This is a genomic window from Pseudomonas sp. 8(2025) (genome assembly GCF_052665325.1).
The window spans coordinates 70516-87694 of sequence record NZ_JBQOIE010000017.1 but is presented as its reverse complement, the minus strand read 5'-3'; the positions used below and the strand labels follow the sequence as shown (position 1 = coordinate 87694).

Sequence of the window (17179 nt, the reverse complement as noted above, 5' to 3'; positions counted from 1 at the left end):
AATGCGCCGGTCCCTGAAGAGCCTGCAGGTCATGCTCGGCATGGTGCTGGTGATTGGCCCGCAGCACGTGCTGGCCTGCGCCACGAGCGAACCGTCTTGCCTGCGCGAGTTGTACAGCCGCCCCCCCGCGCAGTGGCCGGCGCCGCAGGTGGATGCCGGCGTGGCCTGGCAAGAGCTGGGCCCCTTGCCCGAGCGGGCGCCGTCCCCGGCGTACAACCCCTACACGCAGCAGAAGGCCGATCTGGGCCGCCGGCTGTTCTTCGACCCGCGCCTGTCGCGTTCGGGGCAGATTGCCTGCGCCTCCTGCCATGAACCGGACCTGGGGTTCGCCGATGGGCGTCGGGTTTCGTTCGGGCATGACCGTGCCGCGGGCCGGCGCAATGCACCGAGCCTGGTGGCCAGCGGCCTGGCCAAGAAGCTGTTCTGGGACGGGCGCGCCGACAGCCTGGAGATGCAGGCCCTGATGCCGGTCGTCGACCCCAAGGAGATGGCCTTCAGTGTCGCGGAACTGGTGGCCCGGCTGCGTGACACCACGGACTACCCGGCACAGTTCGCCCAGGTATTTCCCGGGCAGGCGCTGGGTGCCGAGCAGGTGGCGGCGGCATTGGCGACTTATCAGCGTGGCCTGCTGCGGGTTGCCCAACGCACCCCCTTCGAGCGTTTTCTACGGGGGCAGGCGAAGGCGCTCAGCGACCAGCAATTGCAGGGGCTGCACCTGTTTCGCACCAAGGCACGCTGCATGAACTGCCACTTCGGCCCGGGGATGCAGGACGACCGCTTCCACAATGCAGGCCTGACCTTCTATGGGCGCCTGCGCGAAGACCTCGGGCGCTATGAAGTCACCGGGCTGGCGCAGGATGTCGGGCGCATGCGCACACCTTCACTGCGGCTGGTGAGCCATACCGGCCCCTGGTTTCACAACGGGCTGGCCAGCAGCCTCGATCAGGTGCTGTTGTTCTACAACGCAGGCATGCCCAGGCCCGTACCCAAGGAGGGGCAGCTGCAAGACCCGCTGTTTCCCGTGACGTCGGCGCAATTGAAGGTATTGGAGCTGGACCGGACCGAACTGAAGGCACTGAAGGCTTTCCTGGAGGCCCTATGAGAGGTTGGCCGCGGCGGCTGCACATCGGTGTGGCCACACAGGGCCAGCGCCAGGGACTTGATCACCTCCTGCCCGCTGCGGATACCGCTGTCGAGCCAGACTTCGAGGCGCTGGGCAACAGGCGCCTGGCGGCAGCGGGCCGGCGGCTGGCGATCTAAAGAGTTCGTAAAGACTGCCCGCCCGCCCCTCCCGGCACCTGGCAAATGCGCTTCAATAGCCTGCAAGCCAAGCCTGAAGCTCCCGGAGAAGCCCATGAGCAAAGTCGCCCGCTATCTGCAGGTCGAAGACATCCTCCTGGCGGTCAATGTCACGAACAAGCAGCGCCTGTTCGAGCAGGTCGGCCAGCACCTGCAAGAGACCCGGCAACTGCCGGCGGAGTGGGTGGCCGCCAGCCTGTGGCGCCGGGAGCTGGCCGCCAGTACCGCCATCGGTGAAGGGGTGGCGGTGCCCCACGCGCGGCTCGCCGAGCTCGATCGCATTCATGCGCTGTACCTGCGGCCGCAGACCGCCATGGCCTTTGCCGCCCCGGACCAGCAGCCGGTCAGCGATATCCTGGTGCTGCTGGTGCCCGCTCCCGCCGATCAGCAGCACCTGGACCTGCTGGCCGACACCGCACGGCTGTTTACCAACCCGCGGTTTCGCCAGGCCCTGCTGCGCTGTACTGCGCCGATGCAGGTCAAACAGCTGTTCGATCACTGGTAGCTTGACCCAGACACCTGCTCCAGCACGCAATACCCATTTGCCGCTCCCCCGCGGCAAATGGGATAGCCCAAGCCCCACCGATCACCTTCCGGCACAAGATTTCATCTATTGGCGGTTAGCCGACTCATCCATTAACGTTCATTACACTTCGCGCAGCCCAGTGCTTGAGGGGGTGCCTGCCCTGCCGTCGCGCCGCTCTCCATATTCCTGTTGAACTCACTCACTGATTGCTCAATTAGAGAGAATATGAACAAGCCACAGCTGCTGCCTGTAGCCACTGGCGGCCGGCGTCCTCACAGGGACGAAGGTACCGGTCGAAAATCCTCTGGGCACCTGTCTCTTCTGTTGCTTGCCCGCTCGTCCCTGAACCTGATCTGCATCGCAGCCCTCGCCAGCTGCGCCGTGGGGCCGGATTTCAGCCGCCCGGAACTGAGCCGGGACGCCGGCTACAGCGCCACGCCCCTGCCGCCCCGCACCGTCACGGCGGGGGTCGCCGCCGGTGGCGCGGCGCAGCGACTGGTGAACGGCATGGACATTCCCGGGCAGTGGTGGACGCTGTTCCGCTCGCCGCAACTCGATGCCCTGGTGCAGGAAGCGCTGCAGGCCAACCCGGATATCGACGCCGCCCAGGCCGCGCTGCGCCAGGCCAATGAACTGCTGTACGCCGAACAGGCGTCGCTGTTTCCCTCCCTCAGCGCCTCGGCCTCGAAAACCCGCGAGAAGGTGTCCGCCGCCAGCGCCCTGGGCTCCAGCGGCGGTGCGGCAGCGGCCGGGGGCTCTGCGGCGCAGATCTTCACGGTCAACTCGGCGTCCCTGAGTGTGTCCTACGCCCCCGACGTGTTTGGCGGCACCCGCCGGCAGATCGAGGCCAGCGGTGCCCAGGCCGACTACCAGCGCTACCAGCTGGAGGCGACCTACCTGACCCTCACCGCCAACCTGGTGAACACCGCCATCAGCCTGGCCTCGATCCGTGACCAGATCGCCGCCACCGAAACCGTGATTCGCCTGCAGAGCGACCAGCTCGACCTGCTGCAGGCCCAGCGTCGACTGGGTGCCATCGGCGACAGCGATCTGCTGACCCAGCAAGCGACCCTGGCCCAGACCCGCGCCACCCTGCCGCCCTTGCAGAAACAGCTGGCCCAGACCCGCAACCAGTTGCAGGCCTACCTGGGTCGCTTCCCCAGCCAGGACCGTGGCGAACACTTCCAGCTGGCCTCCCTGCACCTGCCCGAGGAACTGCCCCTGAGCCTGCCTTCGGCCATCGTCGAGCAGCGGCCCGACGTGCGTTCCGCCGAGGCCCAGTTGCATCAGGCCAGCGCCGATATCGGCGTGGCCATCGCCAACCAGTTGCCGCAGTTCAGCATTACCGGCTCCCTGGGGTCCACGGCGCTGGCGGGCACCAAACTGTTTTCCTCCGGCACCGGGGTCTGGAGCCTGACCGGCTCCATCGCCCAGCCGCTGTTCGACGCCGGCGCCCTGGAGCATCGCAAGCGCGCCGCGGTGGCCGCCTATGAGCAGGCCGCAGCGCGCTATCGCGGCACGGTGATCACCGCCTTCCAGGACGTAGCCAATGCCCTGCGTGCCCTGCAGGCCGACGCCGAGGCCCTGCAACAGCAAGTGCTGGCCGAGACCGCCGCGCGCCAGAGCCTGGACCTGGCCCAGGCCCAGTACCGCCTGGGCGCGGTGGGCTACCTGAACCTGCTGACTGCGCAGCAGACCTACCAGAACGCGATTGTCAGCCGGGTGCGGGCCCAGGCCGCCCGCTACAGCGACACCACGGCGCTGTTCCAGGCCCTGGGGGGAGGCTGGTGGCAGCGCCAGGATGTCGACCCCGACAGCCTCGGCAGCCCCGATCGTTTCGGCTGGCCGTCGCTCAAGGAGATGTACCCGCCGTCCGCGGCCCAGCACCGCGAACAGGCTCAAGCCGGCCAGCCGGGCCGGCTCCAGGGGCCGGCAGCCGCGCCGTCCACTCGACCTGCACCCTTGCCTTAAGTGAGATCCGCCATGGCCGATGTCCACTCCAGCCCCTCCCCTGCGCACCCCGGCACGGTCCCCCAGGCGCCGCGCAAGCGCCGGCTGCTGCGGCCGATGCTGATCATGCTCGGCGTGGTGCTGCTGATCGTCGCGGTGATCGGCGGGGTCAAGTTCGCGCAGATCTCCAAGCTGATCGCCCAGGCCAAGGTGCCCCTGCCGCCCGCGGTGGTTACCGCCATCAAGGCCCAGTACGAAGAGTGGCAGCCCAGCGTCTCCGCGGTGGGCTCGATGAAGACCGTGCGCGGGGTGGACGTGACCACCGAGGTCGGCGGCATCGTGCGCAGCATCGGCTTCAAGCCCGGCCAGGAAGTGGCCGCCGGCGACCTGCTGGTGCAGTTGAATGCCGACTCCGACATCGCCCAGTTGCATTCCCTGGAAGCCACCGCGGCCCTGGCCGGCACGGTGCTCAAGCGCGACCGGGCGCAACTGAAGGTGAGCGCGGTGTCCCAGGCCCTGGTCGAGGCCGACGAAGCCGACCTCAAGGCCAAGCTGGCCGCTGCCGAACAGCAGCGCGCGCTGGTGGCGAAGAAGAGCATCCGCGCGCCCTTTGCCGGGCGCATCGGCATCACCGCGGTCAACCCCGGGCAATACCTCAACCCGGGGGACAAGATCGCCAACCTGCAGACCTTCGACCCGATCTACATCGACTTCAACGTGCCCCAGGCCCAGGTGCAGCAAGTAGCTCTGGGCCAGAGCGTCACGGTCAGCGCCGACGGCCTGCCCAAGCAGACGTTCACTGGCCGGGTCAGCTCCATCGACACCCAGTTCGACCCCAACACCCGCAACGTCACGGTGGAAGCCACCATCGACAACCCCAAGCGCAGCCTGGTGCCCGGCATGTTCGCCCGGGCCGTGGTGGCCTCCGGCGGCACCCAGCGTTACCTGACCCTGCCCCAGACCGCGGTCACCTATAACCCCTACGGCACCACGGTGTTCATCGCCAGCCAGAAGAACAACGACCAGGGCGACGCAGTGCTCACCGCGCAGCAGACCTTCATCGAAACCGGCCCCAACCGTGGCGACCAGGTGGCGGTGCTGTCAGGGGTCAAGGAAGGCGACCTGGTGATCACCAGCGGCCAGATGAAACTCAAGAACGGCTCGCCGGTGAAAGTCGACAACAGCCACGCGCCGCGCAACGATCCTTCGCCGACGCCGCAAGAGCACTAGGGCCCGCCATGAACTTCACCGATACCTTTATCAAGCGCCCGGTCTGGGCCGTGGTGGTCTCGCTGTTCATCCTGATCCTGGGCCTGCGCTCGATCTTCGAGCTGCCGGTGAACCAGTGGCCGCGCACGGAAAACACCGTGGTCACCATCAGCACCTATTACTACGGGGCCGACGCCGCCACCGTGGCCGGTTTCATTACCCAGCCCCTGGAGGCCGCCATCGCTCAGGCCCAGGGCATCGACTATCTGTCGTCCACCAGCATCACCGGGCTCTCCACCATTACCGCGACCCTGCGCCTGAACTACGACTCCAGCAAGGCGCTGACCGAGATCAACACCCAGGTCAACTCGGTGAAGAACCAGTTGCCGGCCCAGTCCCAGGAACCGGTGCTGACGGTAGCGGTGGGCCAGACCACCGACGCCATGTACCTGGGGTTCTACAGCGACACCCTGGCCACCAACAACATCACCGACTACCTGGTGCGGGTGGTCAAGCCCAAGCTCGATTCCCTGGAAGGCGTGCAGACCGCAGAGATCCTCGGCGGCCGCCAGTTCGCCCTGCGGGCCTGGCTCGACCCGGACAAGCTGGCGGCCCACAACGTCACCGCCCAGGACGTGGCCACGGCCCTGGGCAACAACAACTACCTGTCCGCCGTGGGCTCCACCAAGGGGCAGATGATCACCGTGGACCTCACCGCCGGCACCGACCTGCACACGGTGGACGAATTCAAGCGCCTGGTGGTCAAGCACAACGGCGACGCCCTGGTGTACCTGGAGGACCTGGGCAACGTCACCCTGGGGGCGGAAAACTACGACAGCAGCGTGGCTTTCTCCGGCAAGCGCTCGGTGTTCATCGGCATCAAGGCAGCGCCCACCGCCAACATCCTCAACGTCGCCGACAACGTGCGCAAAGCCTTCCCCGAACTGCAATCGCAACTGCCGGCCGGGGTGCGCGGCGAGATCGTCTACGACTCCACGGCCTTCATCAACACCTCGATCTTCGAGGTGGTGAAGACCCTGGTGGAAGCCATGATCATCGTCTCGGTGGTGATCTACCTGTTCCTCGGCTCGTTCCGTGCGGTGATCGTGCCTCTGGTGGCGATCCCGCTGTCGCTGGTGGGCACCTTCTTCGTCATGTACCTGCTGGGTTATTCCATCAACCTGCTGACCCTGCTGGCCCTGGTGCTGGCCATCGGTCTTGTGGTGGACGACGCCATCATCGTGGTGGAAAACGTCGACCGGCATATCAAGGAGCAAGGCCGCGGCGTACTGGAGGCGGCGCTGCTGGCGGCCCGCGAGCTGGGCGGCCCGATCATCGCCATGACCGTGGTGCTGATCGCCGCCTACGTGCCCATCGGCCTGCGCAGCGGCCTGACCGGGGCGCTGTTCAAGGAGTTCTGTTTTTCCCTGGCCGGCGCAGTGACGGTGTCGGCGGTGATCGCCCTGACCCTGTCGCCAATGATGACCTCGCGGCTGTTCAAGAGCGGCCAGGAGGAAGGCCGGTTCGCCAAGCGCCTGGACCGCTACTTCGACTGGCTGCGGGGGCGCTACCACCGGGTGCTGGCGGCCGGGCTGGATAGCTGGCCGGTGCTGGTGACCTTCGGCTTCCTGCTGTTCGTGCTGGTGGCCGCCAGTGGCCTGACCGCCAAGAGCGAGCTGTCGCCCACCGAGGACCAGGGCCTGGTGTTCATGCAGATCAAGGGCGCGCCCACCGCCTCGCCGCAGCAGATGGAGTGGATTGCCGACCAGGCGTTCCAGATCGCCAACAAGGAGCCCGAGTACCTGCAGATGTTCCAGCTCACCGGCCTGCCCTCGCTGAACCAGGGCCTGGGCGGGGTGCTGCTCAAGTCCTGGGAGGATCGTGACCGCTCCCAGGCGCAGTTGATCCTCGACCTGCAACAGAAGTGGAACCAGGTGCCCGGCGCCACCATCGCCGCCTTCCCCCTGCCCTCGCTGCCCGGCGCCCAGGGCCTGCCGGTGCAGTTCGTGATCAGCACCACCGAGTCGGTGGCCAACCTCAACGAGGTGGCCCAGGCGGTACTGGCCGAGGCCACCAAGCAGCAGCTGTTCTGGTTTTCCGACCTGGACCTCAAGCTCGACAAGCCCCAGGCCAAGCTGGTGGTGGACCGGGAAAAGATCGCCGCCCTGGGCATGACCCAGGCCGACGTCGGCGCCGCGCTCTCGGCGGCCCTGGGGGGCAACTACGTGAACTACTTTTCCACCGCCGGGCGCTCCTACAAGGTGATCCCCCAGGTGCTGCAGGTGGACCGGCTGAACCCCGAACAGATCCTCGACTACTACATCCGTACCCCGTCGGGGGCGATGATTGCAGCGCGCACCGTGGCCCATATCGAAACCTCCACCGAGCCTGAGTCGGTCAACCACTTCCAGCAGCTCAACTCGGCGACCCTGTCCGGGGTCAGCGGCGTGTCCCAGGGCGAGTTGCTGGCCCGGCTCAAGGGCATTCTGGAACAGGTGGCGCCATCCGGTTACTCCAGCGACTACGCCGGCGAATCACGGCAGTTCATCCAGGAATCGGGGGGGTTCGTCGGCCTGCTGCTGTTCTCGATCCTGATCGTCTACCTGGCCCTGGCGTTCCAGTTCGAGAGCTACCGCGACCCGGTGGTGATCCTGTTCTCGGTGCCGCCGGCGCTGTTCGGCGCCCTGGCCTTCATCACCATGGGGTTCGCCTCGATCAACGTCTACACCCAGGTCGGGCTGGTGACGCTGCTGGGGCTGATCACCAAGCACGGGATCCTCATCGTGCAGTTCGCCAACCAATTGCAGCGCGCCGGCCACAATAAGCGCGAAGCCATCGAAGAAGCCGCCGCAGTGCGCCTGCGGCCGATCCTGATGACCACCGCGGCCATGGTCCTGGGGGTGGTGCCGCTGGTCTGGGCTTCCGGCGCCGGCGCGGCGGGCCGCCACGACATGGGCCTGGTGATCTTCGCCGGGCTGTCCATCGGCACCCTGCTGACCCTGTTCATGGTGCCGGCCATGTACCTGTTCATTGGCAGTACGCACTCTGCCGCAAGCATCGAGAACCCGGGGGCGCAGGCGGATGCCGGAGCTTCCGACAGCGCCTGAACCCCTGCTCGATCGAAACCGCCGGGTATCAGGCCGGCACGCCCAGGATGATGTGGGAAGCCTTGATCACCGCCGTGGCGCTGACGCCCGGAGCCAGGCCCAGTTCGGTCACCGCATCGCGGGTGACGATGGAATACACCTGGCTGCCGCCGCTGAGCTCCAGCACCACTTCGGCGTTGACTGCACCATCGGTGACGCTGATCACCTTGCCCTGCAGGCAGTTGCGAGCGGACAGGCGGATGCCCTCGGCATCGGTCATGAGCATCACCCAGGGTGCCTTGACCAGGGCCAGGGCCTCTGTGCCCGGGGCAATGCCCAGGCTACGCAGGCTTTGCAGGGTCACCACCGCCACCAGTTGCTCGCCGCCCTCCAGGGACAGCACCACCTCGGCGTTGACCGAACCCTCTTCCACCTGGCTGACCCGGCCTTTGAACACGTTGCGTGCACTGACTTTCATGTTGCATTCCTTTTATTGACTGCGGGGTTAGGATCGCCCGGCATGATCCGGGCGCACGTTGTGGAGAAACAACCATAGCGCCCGCCACTCAAAGCCGGATATTTCTCGCAGGCCCCGGGTCAATCCTGCTCTTGCAGGTGTTCGATAAAGGTCGTGCCGCTATAGCGCTCGCGAAACAGCCCCGCCTCCACCAGCATCGGTATCACCTGTTCCAGGAAAATGTGCATCGAACGAATCGAGCCCCCCGGCGCGGCGATAAAGCCGTCCATGGCGCCGGCCTCGGCCCATTCCACGATCTGTGCAAATGCATCTTCGGCGGTGCCTATCACTTGCCAGTGGGCCGCGCAAATCACTTCCGGGCGCAGCAGCAGTTCGTCCAGGCGCAGGGTTTCGCGCTCGATCAACCGCCGCAGCAGGTTGGTGTGGGTACGGCTGCCGGGGTTGTGCACCGGGGCCGGCAGGTCGGCGGCGCTCACCGGGCGGTCCAGGGGCCAGTCGCTTAAATCGAGGCCGATCATCTGCTGGATCGAGGCGAACTTGCGCGCGTTGTCCGGGCGCCCGTGGGTTTGCATGAACAGCTCGCGGGCCTGTTCCCGGGTCGGCGCCAGGTACAGGCTCAGGCCCGGCAGCAGGCGGATGTCCTCGGGGCGGCGGCCGTGGCGCCGGGCCCGTTGCGAGAGGTCGCGACGCAGTTCCAGGGCCGCATCCTTGTCCGGGGTCGGGGCGAACACCAGGTCGGCCACCGAGGCGGCAAAGTCGCGACCGGTGTCCGAGGCGCCGGCCTGGACCAGGGGAATCCGTGCCTTGCCGAACGCCGGCAGGTTGAGCGGGCCGCGCACCCGGAAGTGCTCGCCGGCATGGTCCACCGGGTGCACCTGGCTGCGGTCGGCGTAACGGCCGTTCTCCCGGTCCAGTAGCAGCGCCTGGTTGGGGTAGCTGGCCCACAGGTCGTGCACCAGGCGGGTGAACTCTGCCGCCCGGGCATAGCGCTCATCCGCGCCGGGCATGGCCTCCAGGCCGAAGTTCTCGTGGCCCTGCAAGGCGGTGACGATGTTCCAGCCGGCGCGGCCGTTGCTCACCCAATGCAGCGACTGCAACTGGCGCGCCACCACATAGGGCGGGAAGAAGGTGGTGGAAACGGTGGACACCAGGCCGATGCGGGACGTCTCCCGGGCGATGCACGCCAGCAGCACCGTGGGATCGAGGCTGGCGAAACCCGAGCCGCTTTCCAGGCCGTCCATGTTCAGGCAACTGACGTCGGGGCGGAACACGAAATCCAGGTGCGCGGCCTCGGAACGCTTGGCGATGTCCACGGCGAAGTCGGCGCTGTAGATGCCTTCGATATTGCTGTCGGGCTGGCGCCAGGCATCGCCACTGAGCCAGGTGGGGGCCAGGGACATGCCGATATGCATGCGTTTGCGGTTACTCATCTGTTGCCAATCTCCTGTGTACGAATGAACGCCGGCAGCGCCTCGAGGGGCGGCCGGCGACGGATTCCCGGGGCCTCAGAACGCCCCTTTGACGCCGATGCCCAGGGTCCGTGGCTGGGTCATGCTGGCCTCGATGCCGCCGATGCCGCGGTTCTGCTGCATGTAGGTGGGCGAGCGGTCGTCGAAGACGTTCTTGACGTAGCCATAGAGCTGCACCTGGTCGTTGAAGCGGTAGCTCATGCGCGCATCGGTCAGGGTGTAGGGCTTGATCGAATAGGCCGAGGTGTTGGCGGTATCCGAGTAGTAGCCGTCCAGGTAGCGCACCTGGGCATTGAGGTTCAGGCGCTCGGTGATGTCCCAGCTGGGGCCGAAGCTCAGGGTGTAGCCCGGCGAGCGGGCAAACTCGTTGTGGGCGTAGTCGGCGTTGCTGGAAATCTTGTCGATGCGGGTGCGCAAGGTACCGGCGCTGGCCTTGAGCCGCAGGTTGTCCAGCAGGCGATAGTCCAGATCCAGCTCCAGGCCATAGGCGTGGGCCTTCTCGGCGTTGATGGTGTAGGACTGTGCCACCCCCGGGGAAATCACCACCGGGATGTTGTACTGGGCGTCCTTGAAATCCATGTAGAACAGGTTGGTGTTGATCAGCAGGCGGTCGTCGAGAAAGCTCGCGCGGCTGAACAGCTCATAGTTCCAGATCGACTCTTCCTTGAAATAGGCCCATTGCCGGGTCGTCAGGTTCAGCGACACACCGCCCGGGTTGTAGCCCCGGCTGACCAGGCCACCGACGGTCCAGTGCGGGGTGGCGGCGTAGGCCAGGGAAACCTTGGGCAGCACGGTGGAGAAGGTCTTGTCGTAGTTCAGCGCGCCGGGAGCCAGCACCGAGTTGCCCGTGCGCTCGATGTGGTCCTGCTGGTAGCGCAGGCCGGTGCTCAGGGTCCACAGGTCGGTGAGCCGGTAGTTGAGCTCGCCGAAGATTCCCAGGTTGGTCTTGGTGTCGTCGAAGGCCGAACGGCCCCGCAGGTTGAGGGTTTCGTCGGTGCGGGTGCGGGCGTAGTAGATCCCGCCCATGCCACTGAGCAGGTCCTCTTTCTCACCGAAGGTCAGGCGCGACTCGTTGGAGGCGTTCTTCTGGTGGATGTCGGCATCGCCCTCGCCCGCCGCCCCGGTCACCCGGTGCACCGACGACAGCGAATACTGCGCCTGGTTGAACAGCTTGAGGCCATTACCCAGCTCATAGGAGACGTCGAGGATGCTGGTGTTGGTGTCCTGTTCCCAGGACGGCATGGTGGTGGAGCTGTGCTCCAGCTTGTGGAACGGCGCCGAGGCGGCTTCCTGGGTCGGGCGGTTGCTGTCGTTGTGGGCGAAGGTGAACTGGCTTTCCAGCCCTGGAATGTCGGTGGGCAACCACAGCAGCTTGGCCCGGGCATTGAGGTTGCGAAAATCCTGGTCGGTCTTGCCGCCCTGGAACTTCGGGTTGTCGTAGTCGATGAAGGTGTCGCGGGCCGAATAGTCCACTGCCAGGCGCCCGGCAAAGTCCTGGGCCAGGGGCCCGGACACCGCCACCGAACTGCGCCGCGAGTGGTAGCTGCCGATCTCCGCCTGGTAGGCCGCCTCGGGGGTGAAGGTCGGGTTCTTGGTGTTGACGATGATCGCCCCGGCAATCGCATTGGCGCCCTGGGAGGTGGTCTGCGGGCCGCGGAACACCTCGATGCTGTCCAGGTCCCAGACCGAGGTCGCGCCGAAGAACATCTCGTTGTAGTTCAGGTAGTGGCCGTCCAGGTTGATGGTGGCCCGCGGCACCGTACCGCCCCAGAACACGTTCTGCCCGTTGTTCGGGCCCTGGGTGTCCTGGCCGCGGATGATCGGCGCGCCCACCGAGTCGGTGTAGATCACGTTGGGGCTGCCGTTGATGACCTCCGACACCGACGCATCGCCGGTCTTGTTCTGGTCGATATCGCGGTCGGTGATGATCGACACCGAGGAGGCGGTGTCCTTCAGCTCGCGGTCGAGTTTCTCACCGGTGACCACCAGCGATTCCAGGGCCAGGCTGCCTTTCCCCGGCTTGTCCGGCTGCCTGCTGTCCTCGGCCATCAGCGGCGGGCTCGCCAGCAGGGTGGACAAGGTGAGAACGCCAATACCGTGACTGAATGTGCGGTGCGTAAGGGCCATCAAAACTTCCTTCCAAATGAGAATGATCCTCTTTCACGATTAGGCTATCACGCTGCCATGACATTCCTCAATACGGAATACATTCTGCAAATTGGAATGATCTACACTTTTGACCCGGGCGCATTCCCCCGTCCCAGGCAGGCGGTGGAACCGGTATCATGGCCGCCGCTAGCGCCAGCGCCGCGCAGGCCGTAGCCTGCGTACCCCACGCGGCCAGACATTGGTGAGGAGACCCAGCCGTTGAACAGTTCGCAGCCCCCGTTGGACGAGACCCTGGATGCACCGCCGGAAAAACGTTCCGGGGTGATCCAGTCGGTGTCGATCGCCGCGCGTTTTCTCAACACCCTGGCCAATGCCGAGGGCGAGTTGGCCCTGGGGGAAGTGGCCCGGCGCACCGGCACGGGTGGCTCCACCGCCCACCGCTACCTGCAAAGCCTGGTCAAGGAAGGGCTGGCCAAGCAGGACCCGCTCAGTGGCCTGTACGACCTGGGCCCGGCGGCCCTGAGCATCGGCATTGGCGCGCTCAAGCGCATCGATGCGGTGGACATCGCCGCCCAGCGCATGAAAGCCCTGGCCCAGCGGCATGCCGCCAGCGGGGGCGTGGCGATCTGGACCGACCGCGGGCCGACCCTGGTGCGCTGGTACCGCAGCGCCTATTTCTCCATCAACCCCCTGGCCCTGGGGGACATCCTGCCCATCGACAACACCGCCTGCGGCCTGGTGTTCCAGGCCTTTCTGCCCAAGGCCGTGATCGACGCGGCGCGCAAGCAGCAGCCGGCGCATTTTCGCGGCACCCCGCCCAGTGCCGCGGTGCTCGACGAGGTACGACGCCGGCATTGGGCCGAACTCACCAGCCACCTGCTGTCCAACGTCACCGGGCAGGCCGCGCCGGTATTCGACGCCCAGCAGGAGATCGTCTGCGTGATGACCACGGTCACTGACCTGGGGCAATTGCAGGCCCCGCAAGACCGCGATGCGCTGTTCCATGAAGCGGCCCAGGTCAATCAGGCCACCGGTGGCCAGCGCGTGCCCCAGGAAGCGTTGCCGGCGCGCCCCTGAGCCGTGGCTTCAGGCCGGGTCGATCCGGCCCTTGGGCACCATCAACGGCGTGCCGCTGACCGGGTCGCGGATGATCACCGAGGCCAGGCCGAACACCTGCTCCACCAGAGCCTCGGTGAAGATCGCCGCCGGCGCGCCCTGGGCGACGATGGCGCCGTCGCGCAGGGCGATCAGGTGGCTGGCATAGCGGCAAGCCTGGTTCAAGTCATGCAGCACCGCGACGATGGTCCGGCCCTGGCGGTTGAGCTCGGCCAAAAGCTCCAGCAGCTCGATCTGATGGACGATATCCAAGTAGGTGGTGGGCTCGTCCAGCAGCAGGATCGGCGTTTCCTGGGCCAGCACCATGGCGATCCACACCCGCTGGCGCTGGCCGCCGGACAACTCATCCAGCAAGCGTTCGGCCAGCGCCTCGACCCGGGTCGCGGCCATCGCCCCGCGCACCGCCTGCTCATCCTCCTTCGACCACTGGCGCAGCAACGACTGGTGCGGATAGCGCCCGCGCGCCACCAGTTCGGCAACGCTGATGCCATCCGGCGCCATGGCGCTTTGCGGCAGCAGGCCCAGGCGCCGGGCCACTTCCCGGGCCGGCAGTTGGCGGATGTCCTTGCCATCGAGCACCACCCGCCCTTCAGCCGGTGCCAGTAGCCGGGACAACGCCGCCAGCAAGGTGGATTTGCCACAGGCGTTGGGCCCGACAATGACCGTGAACGAGCCGTCGGGAATGCTCAGGGACAGGCCCTGGGAAATGATTCGCGCGTCGTGGCGCAAGGTCACGGCATCGGCGTGCAAACGGTGAGTCATGGCGGGGTTTTCCTTGGGAGACAAGCGCTTGCAGTATTGCAATTGCGGAATGGATTCTACAATATGGAACGCATTGCATGAGAAGCATTATCATATGGTTCTGCTGTTCAGGCCCCTGCGCCCCACCCTTTACCGTCCGATGGATCGATGATGAACCCACGCCTTTGCGCCCGGCTGCTCAGTGCAGCGGTCCTGGCCCTGAGTTGCCAGCTGGCCCTCGGGGCAAGCACCACCCCCACCCGTATCGTCTCCACCAGCCCCAGCGTCACCGGGATCCTGCTGGCCATGGATGCGCCGCTGGTGGCCAGCGCCGCCACCACCCCCAGCCGCCTCACCGATGAGCGCGGGTTCTTTTCCCAGTGGGCAGAAGTGGCCAGGCAGCGCGGCGTAGCGGTGCTGTACCGCAACCTGCAATTCGATATCGAAGCGGTGATCGCCGCTGACCCGGACCTGCTGGTGGTGTCCGCCACCGGCGCCGACAGCGTGGTCGCCCACCGCAGCGAGCTGCAGGCCCAGGGCCTGGAGATCCTGGTGGTGGACTACTCGAACCAGAGCTGGCAAGACATCGCCACCGCCCTGGGCCAGCGCACCGGCCTGGAGCAACAGGCCCGGGCGGCGATCCAGCGCTTCGACCAGTACACCGCGCAAACCGCCGCCCGCATCACCCCGCCCCCGGGGCCGGTGAGCGTGGTGGGCTACAACATTGCCGGCAGCTATTCCATCGGCCGCCTGAACAGCCCCCAGGCCCGGCTGCTCGGCGCTCTTGGCTTCAAGGTCGCAGAGCTGCCCGAGGCGCTGGCGGGCAAGGTCACCCGAGCGTCGGACTTCCAGTTCATCTCCCGGGAAAACCTGCCGGCGGCGATCACCGGTGACAGCGTGTTCCTGCTCAGCGCCACCGACGGCGACGTGCAGGCGTTCCTCGCCGACCCGGTGCTGGCCAACCTGCCAGCGGTGATCAACCGGCGGGTGTATGCCCTGGGCCCGAGTTCGTTTCGCATCGACTATTACTCGGGACGGCAGATGATCGATGCCGTCGCCGCGCACTTTCGCTAAGCCATGAACCTCGTCGCCCAGCCCCTGGCCCGACCGCTGTCGCGCCCTCACCACCGCACCTGGGGCCTGCTGGCCGGGCTGGCGCTGTTGCTGGTGCTGGCCCTGCTGAGCCTGGCCATCGGCTCCCGGGCGATCCCCCTGAGCGTGACCTGGCAGGCGTTGCAGGCACCCGACCTGCACAACGACCAGCACCTGATCCTGCGTGAACTGCGCCTGCCCCGGACCCTGATCGCCCTGCTGGCCGGCCTCGCCCTGGGGGTGGCCGGCGCGGTGATGCAGGCGGTGACTCGCAACCCGCTGGCCGAACCGGGCCTGTTGGGCATCAATGCCGGCGCCGCCGTGGCGGTGATCGGCGGCGTGGCGCTGCTGCACTTGACCAGCCTGGCCGAGTACCTGTGGCTGGCGTTCGGCGGCGCCGGGCTGGCGGGAGTGGTGGTGTTCCTGCTGGGGCAGGCCCATGAGACCGGGACCAACCCGGTGCGCCTGGTGCTGGCCGGCGCCGGACTGTCAGTGATGCTGACTTCACTGACCGGGATCATCGTGCTCAACAGCCCGCCCGAGGTCTTCGATCACTTTCGCCACTGGGCCGCGGGCTCGCTGTCCGGCAGCGGCTTCGCCCTGCTGCAGGTTCCGGCCCTGGCCATCGCGCTGGGCCTGGCCCTGGCCCTGGGGATCGCCGCCCAGCTCAACGCCCTGGCCCTGGGCCAGGACCTGGGGCGCGCCCTGGGAGTGAACCTGCGCCTGACCTGGCTACTGGCCTGCCTGGCGGTGATGCTGCTGGCCGGTGCCGCCACCGCCGTGGCCGGGCCGATCGGTTTTGTCGGGCTGGTGGCGCCCCATCTGGCGCGGATGCTGGTGGGCACCGACTACCGCTGGATCCTGCCCTACTCGGCGCTGCTGGCCGCCGGCCTGCTGCTGGGGGCGGACGTGCTCGGCCGGGTGGTGGCAGCGCCGGAAGAAATCGCCGCCGGCATCATCACCCTGCTGCTGGGTGGGCCGTGCTTCATCGTACTGGTCAGGCGCTTTCGCCTGAGCCGCCTGTGAAGGGGCTCAAGGCCCTGCGCCTGGGCTCGCTCTCGCTGCGCTGGCAACCGCGCACGGCCCTGGTCTGCGCCGTGCTGCTGGTGGCGATGCTGCTGCTCTGGGCGCTGCTGCTGGGTACCGGCAGCCTGTCACTGGGCCCGGAACAGGTGCTGGCCAACCTGCTGGGCCAGGGCCAGGACCCCACCGCCCAGCGGGTGCTGCAACGCGTGCGCCTGCCCCGGGCCCTGACCGCGACCCTGGTGGGCGCGGCACTGGGCATGGCCGGGGCGATCTTCCAGTCGATCTCGCGCAATGCCCTGGGCTCGCCGGACGTGATCGGCTTCACCACCGGCGCCGCCAGTGGCGCCATCGTGCAGATCATGCTGTTCGATGCCGGCCCCCTGGCCACGTCCCTGGCGGCAGTGGCGGCCGGCCTGGGCACCGCCCTGCTGGTGTTGCTGCTGGCGCGAAACGGCCACAGCAGCGGGGGTTATCGCCTGGTGCTGGTGGGCATCGGCGTGGGCGCCAGCCTGTCCGGCCTGAACAGCATCCTGCTAGTCAGCGGCAACCTCGACCAGGCGATGTTCGCCCAACTGTGGCTGGCCGGCTCGCTGAACACCCGCACCTGGTCCCATGTACTGCCGGCGGCCCTGGGCCTGCTGCTGATCGCCCCGATCGCCCTGTACCACGCCCGGCGCATCAACCTGCTGGAAATGGGCGACGCCACCGCCAGCCAACTGGGAGTCGCGGTGGAGCGCACCCGATTGATCATGGTCCTGGCCGCCGTCGGCCTCACTGCCATCGCCACCGCCGCTGCCGGGCCCATCGCCTTTATCGCCCTGGCCGGCCCGCAACTGGCCCGGCGCCTGACCCGCAGCGCCGACGTGCCGCTGGGGTCGGGCGCGCTGATGGGCGCGGTATTGCTCCTGGCCGCAGACCTGCTGAGCCAGCGCCTGGCGTTCCACGCCAACCTGCCCATCGGCCTGATGACCGGCCTGCTGGGAGGTTTCTACCTGTTGTGGTTGCTGGGCCGTAGCCGGCGGGTTTGAGCCTCGGCGTGTACCGCATAAAAAGACGCAGGCGAGCAATAGGCTCGCCT

13 protein-coding genes are annotated in these 17179 nt (G+C 67.1%); 9 read left to right on the top strand and 4 right to left on the bottom strand.

The genetic code is table 11. From position 1 onward, the window contains the following. Nucleotide 1: 1 nt before the first annotated feature. The 5 genes from ACUXVH_RS26620 (at nucleotide 2) to ACUXVH_RS26600 (ending at nucleotide 8091) form a co-directional block, all read left to right on the top strand. Nucleotides 2–1102, top strand: coding sequence for a cytochrome-c peroxidase (locus ACUXVH_RS26620; RefSeq protein WP_065364326.1), 1101 nt, complete (start codon nucleotides 2–4; stop codon nucleotides 1100–1102). Between the two features lie 252 nt (nucleotides 1103–1354). After that, nucleotides 1355–1804, top strand: coding sequence for a PTS sugar transporter subunit IIA (locus tag ACUXVH_RS26615; protein WP_041118852.1), 450 nt, complete (start codon nucleotides 1355–1357; stop codon nucleotides 1802–1804). A 246-nt stretch (nucleotides 1805–2050) separates the two neighbouring features. Beyond that, nucleotides 2051–3796 carry an efflux transporter outer membrane subunit gene (locus ACUXVH_RS26610; RefSeq protein ID WP_141679907.1) on the top strand — a complete coding sequence of 582 codons (1746 nt, stop codon included), beginning with the start codon at nucleotides 2051–2053 and terminating at the stop codon, nucleotides 3794–3796. A gap of 96 nt (nucleotides 3797–3892) precedes the next feature. After that, complete coding sequence (locus tag ACUXVH_RS26605; protein WP_011061893.1) at nucleotides 3893–5005, top strand: efflux RND transporter periplasmic adaptor subunit; 1113 nt, start codon at nucleotides 3893–3895, stop codon at nucleotides 5003–5005. Nucleotides 5006–5013: 8 nt separating this feature from the next. Further along, a complete protein-coding gene (locus ACUXVH_RS26600; protein WP_011061894.1) occupies nucleotides 5014–8091 on the top strand; it encodes an efflux RND transporter permease subunit in 3078 nt (1025 codons plus the stop codon). Between the two features lie 28 nt (nucleotides 8092–8119). On the opposite strand, the gene ACUXVH_RS26595 is transcribed toward ACUXVH_RS26600, so the two are convergent. The 3 genes from ACUXVH_RS26595 to ACUXVH_RS26585 all read right to left on the bottom strand — a co-directional run bounded on the left by ACUXVH_RS26595 (nucleotide 8120) and on the right by ACUXVH_RS26585 (nucleotide 12147). Further along, nucleotides 8120–8548 carry a TOBE domain-containing protein gene (locus ACUXVH_RS26595; protein ID WP_015636050.1) on the bottom strand — a complete coding sequence of 143 codons (429 nt, stop codon included), beginning with the start codon at nucleotides 8546–8548 and terminating at the stop codon, nucleotides 8120–8122. Nucleotides 8549–8667: 119 nt separating this feature from the next. Beyond that, the gene (locus tag ACUXVH_RS26590) at nucleotides 8668–9978 is read right to left on the bottom strand and encodes an NtaA/DmoA family FMN-dependent monooxygenase (RefSeq protein WP_065364329.1); all 1311 of its coding nucleotides are present in this window, start codon (nucleotides 9976–9978) and stop codon (nucleotides 8668–8670) included. A gap of 75 nt (nucleotides 9979–10053) precedes the next feature. Next, complete coding sequence (locus ACUXVH_RS26585; protein WP_093403950.1) at nucleotides 10054–12147, bottom strand: TonB-dependent receptor; 2094 nt, start codon at nucleotides 12145–12147, stop codon at nucleotides 10054–10056. A 270-nt stretch (nucleotides 12148–12417) separates the two neighbouring features. Here ACUXVH_RS26585 and ACUXVH_RS26580 point away from each other — a divergent pair, with 270 nt between their 5' ends. After that, on the top strand, nucleotides 12418–13203 hold the full coding sequence (locus tag ACUXVH_RS26580; protein ID WP_169893601.1) for an IclR family transcriptional regulator: 786 nt from the start codon (nucleotides 12418–12420) through the stop codon (nucleotides 13201–13203). A gap of 9 nt (nucleotides 13204–13212) precedes the next feature. Here the strand turns inward: ACUXVH_RS26580 and ACUXVH_RS26575 are convergent, their stop codons facing one another. Continuing rightward, entirely contained in the window at nucleotides 13213–14004 is a 792-nt protein-coding gene (locus tag ACUXVH_RS26575; RefSeq protein ID WP_011061899.1) for an ABC transporter ATP-binding protein, read from the bottom strand. Between the two features lie 147 nt (nucleotides 14005–14151). Here ACUXVH_RS26575 and fepB point away from each other — a divergent pair, with 147 nt between their 5' ends. Genes fepB through ACUXVH_RS26560 form a run of 3 tightly spaced genes read left to right on the top strand, consistent with a single transcriptional unit; the run spans nucleotide 14152 to nucleotide 17129 of the window. After that, the gene (gene fepB / locus ACUXVH_RS26570) at nucleotides 14152–15057 is read left to right on the top strand and encodes a Fe2+-enterobactin ABC transporter substrate-binding protein (protein ID WP_081305204.1); all 906 of its coding nucleotides are present in this window, start codon (nucleotides 14152–14154) and stop codon (nucleotides 15055–15057) included. A gap of 3 nt (nucleotides 15058–15060) precedes the next feature. Beyond that, nucleotides 15061–16101: a FecCD family ABC transporter permease gene (locus ACUXVH_RS26565; RefSeq protein ID WP_011061901.1), complete on the top strand. Its 1041-nt coding sequence runs from the start codon at nucleotides 15061–15063 to the stop codon at nucleotides 16099–16101. Further along, nucleotides 16098–17129 carry a FecCD family ABC transporter permease gene (locus ACUXVH_RS26560; RefSeq protein ID WP_053159269.1) on the top strand — a complete coding sequence of 344 codons (1032 nt, stop codon included), beginning with the start codon at nucleotides 16098–16100 and terminating at the stop codon, nucleotides 17127–17129. The genes ACUXVH_RS26565 and ACUXVH_RS26560 overlap by 4 nt, the downstream gene beginning before the upstream one ends. The last annotated feature ends 50 nt before the right edge of the window (nucleotides 17130–17179 follow it).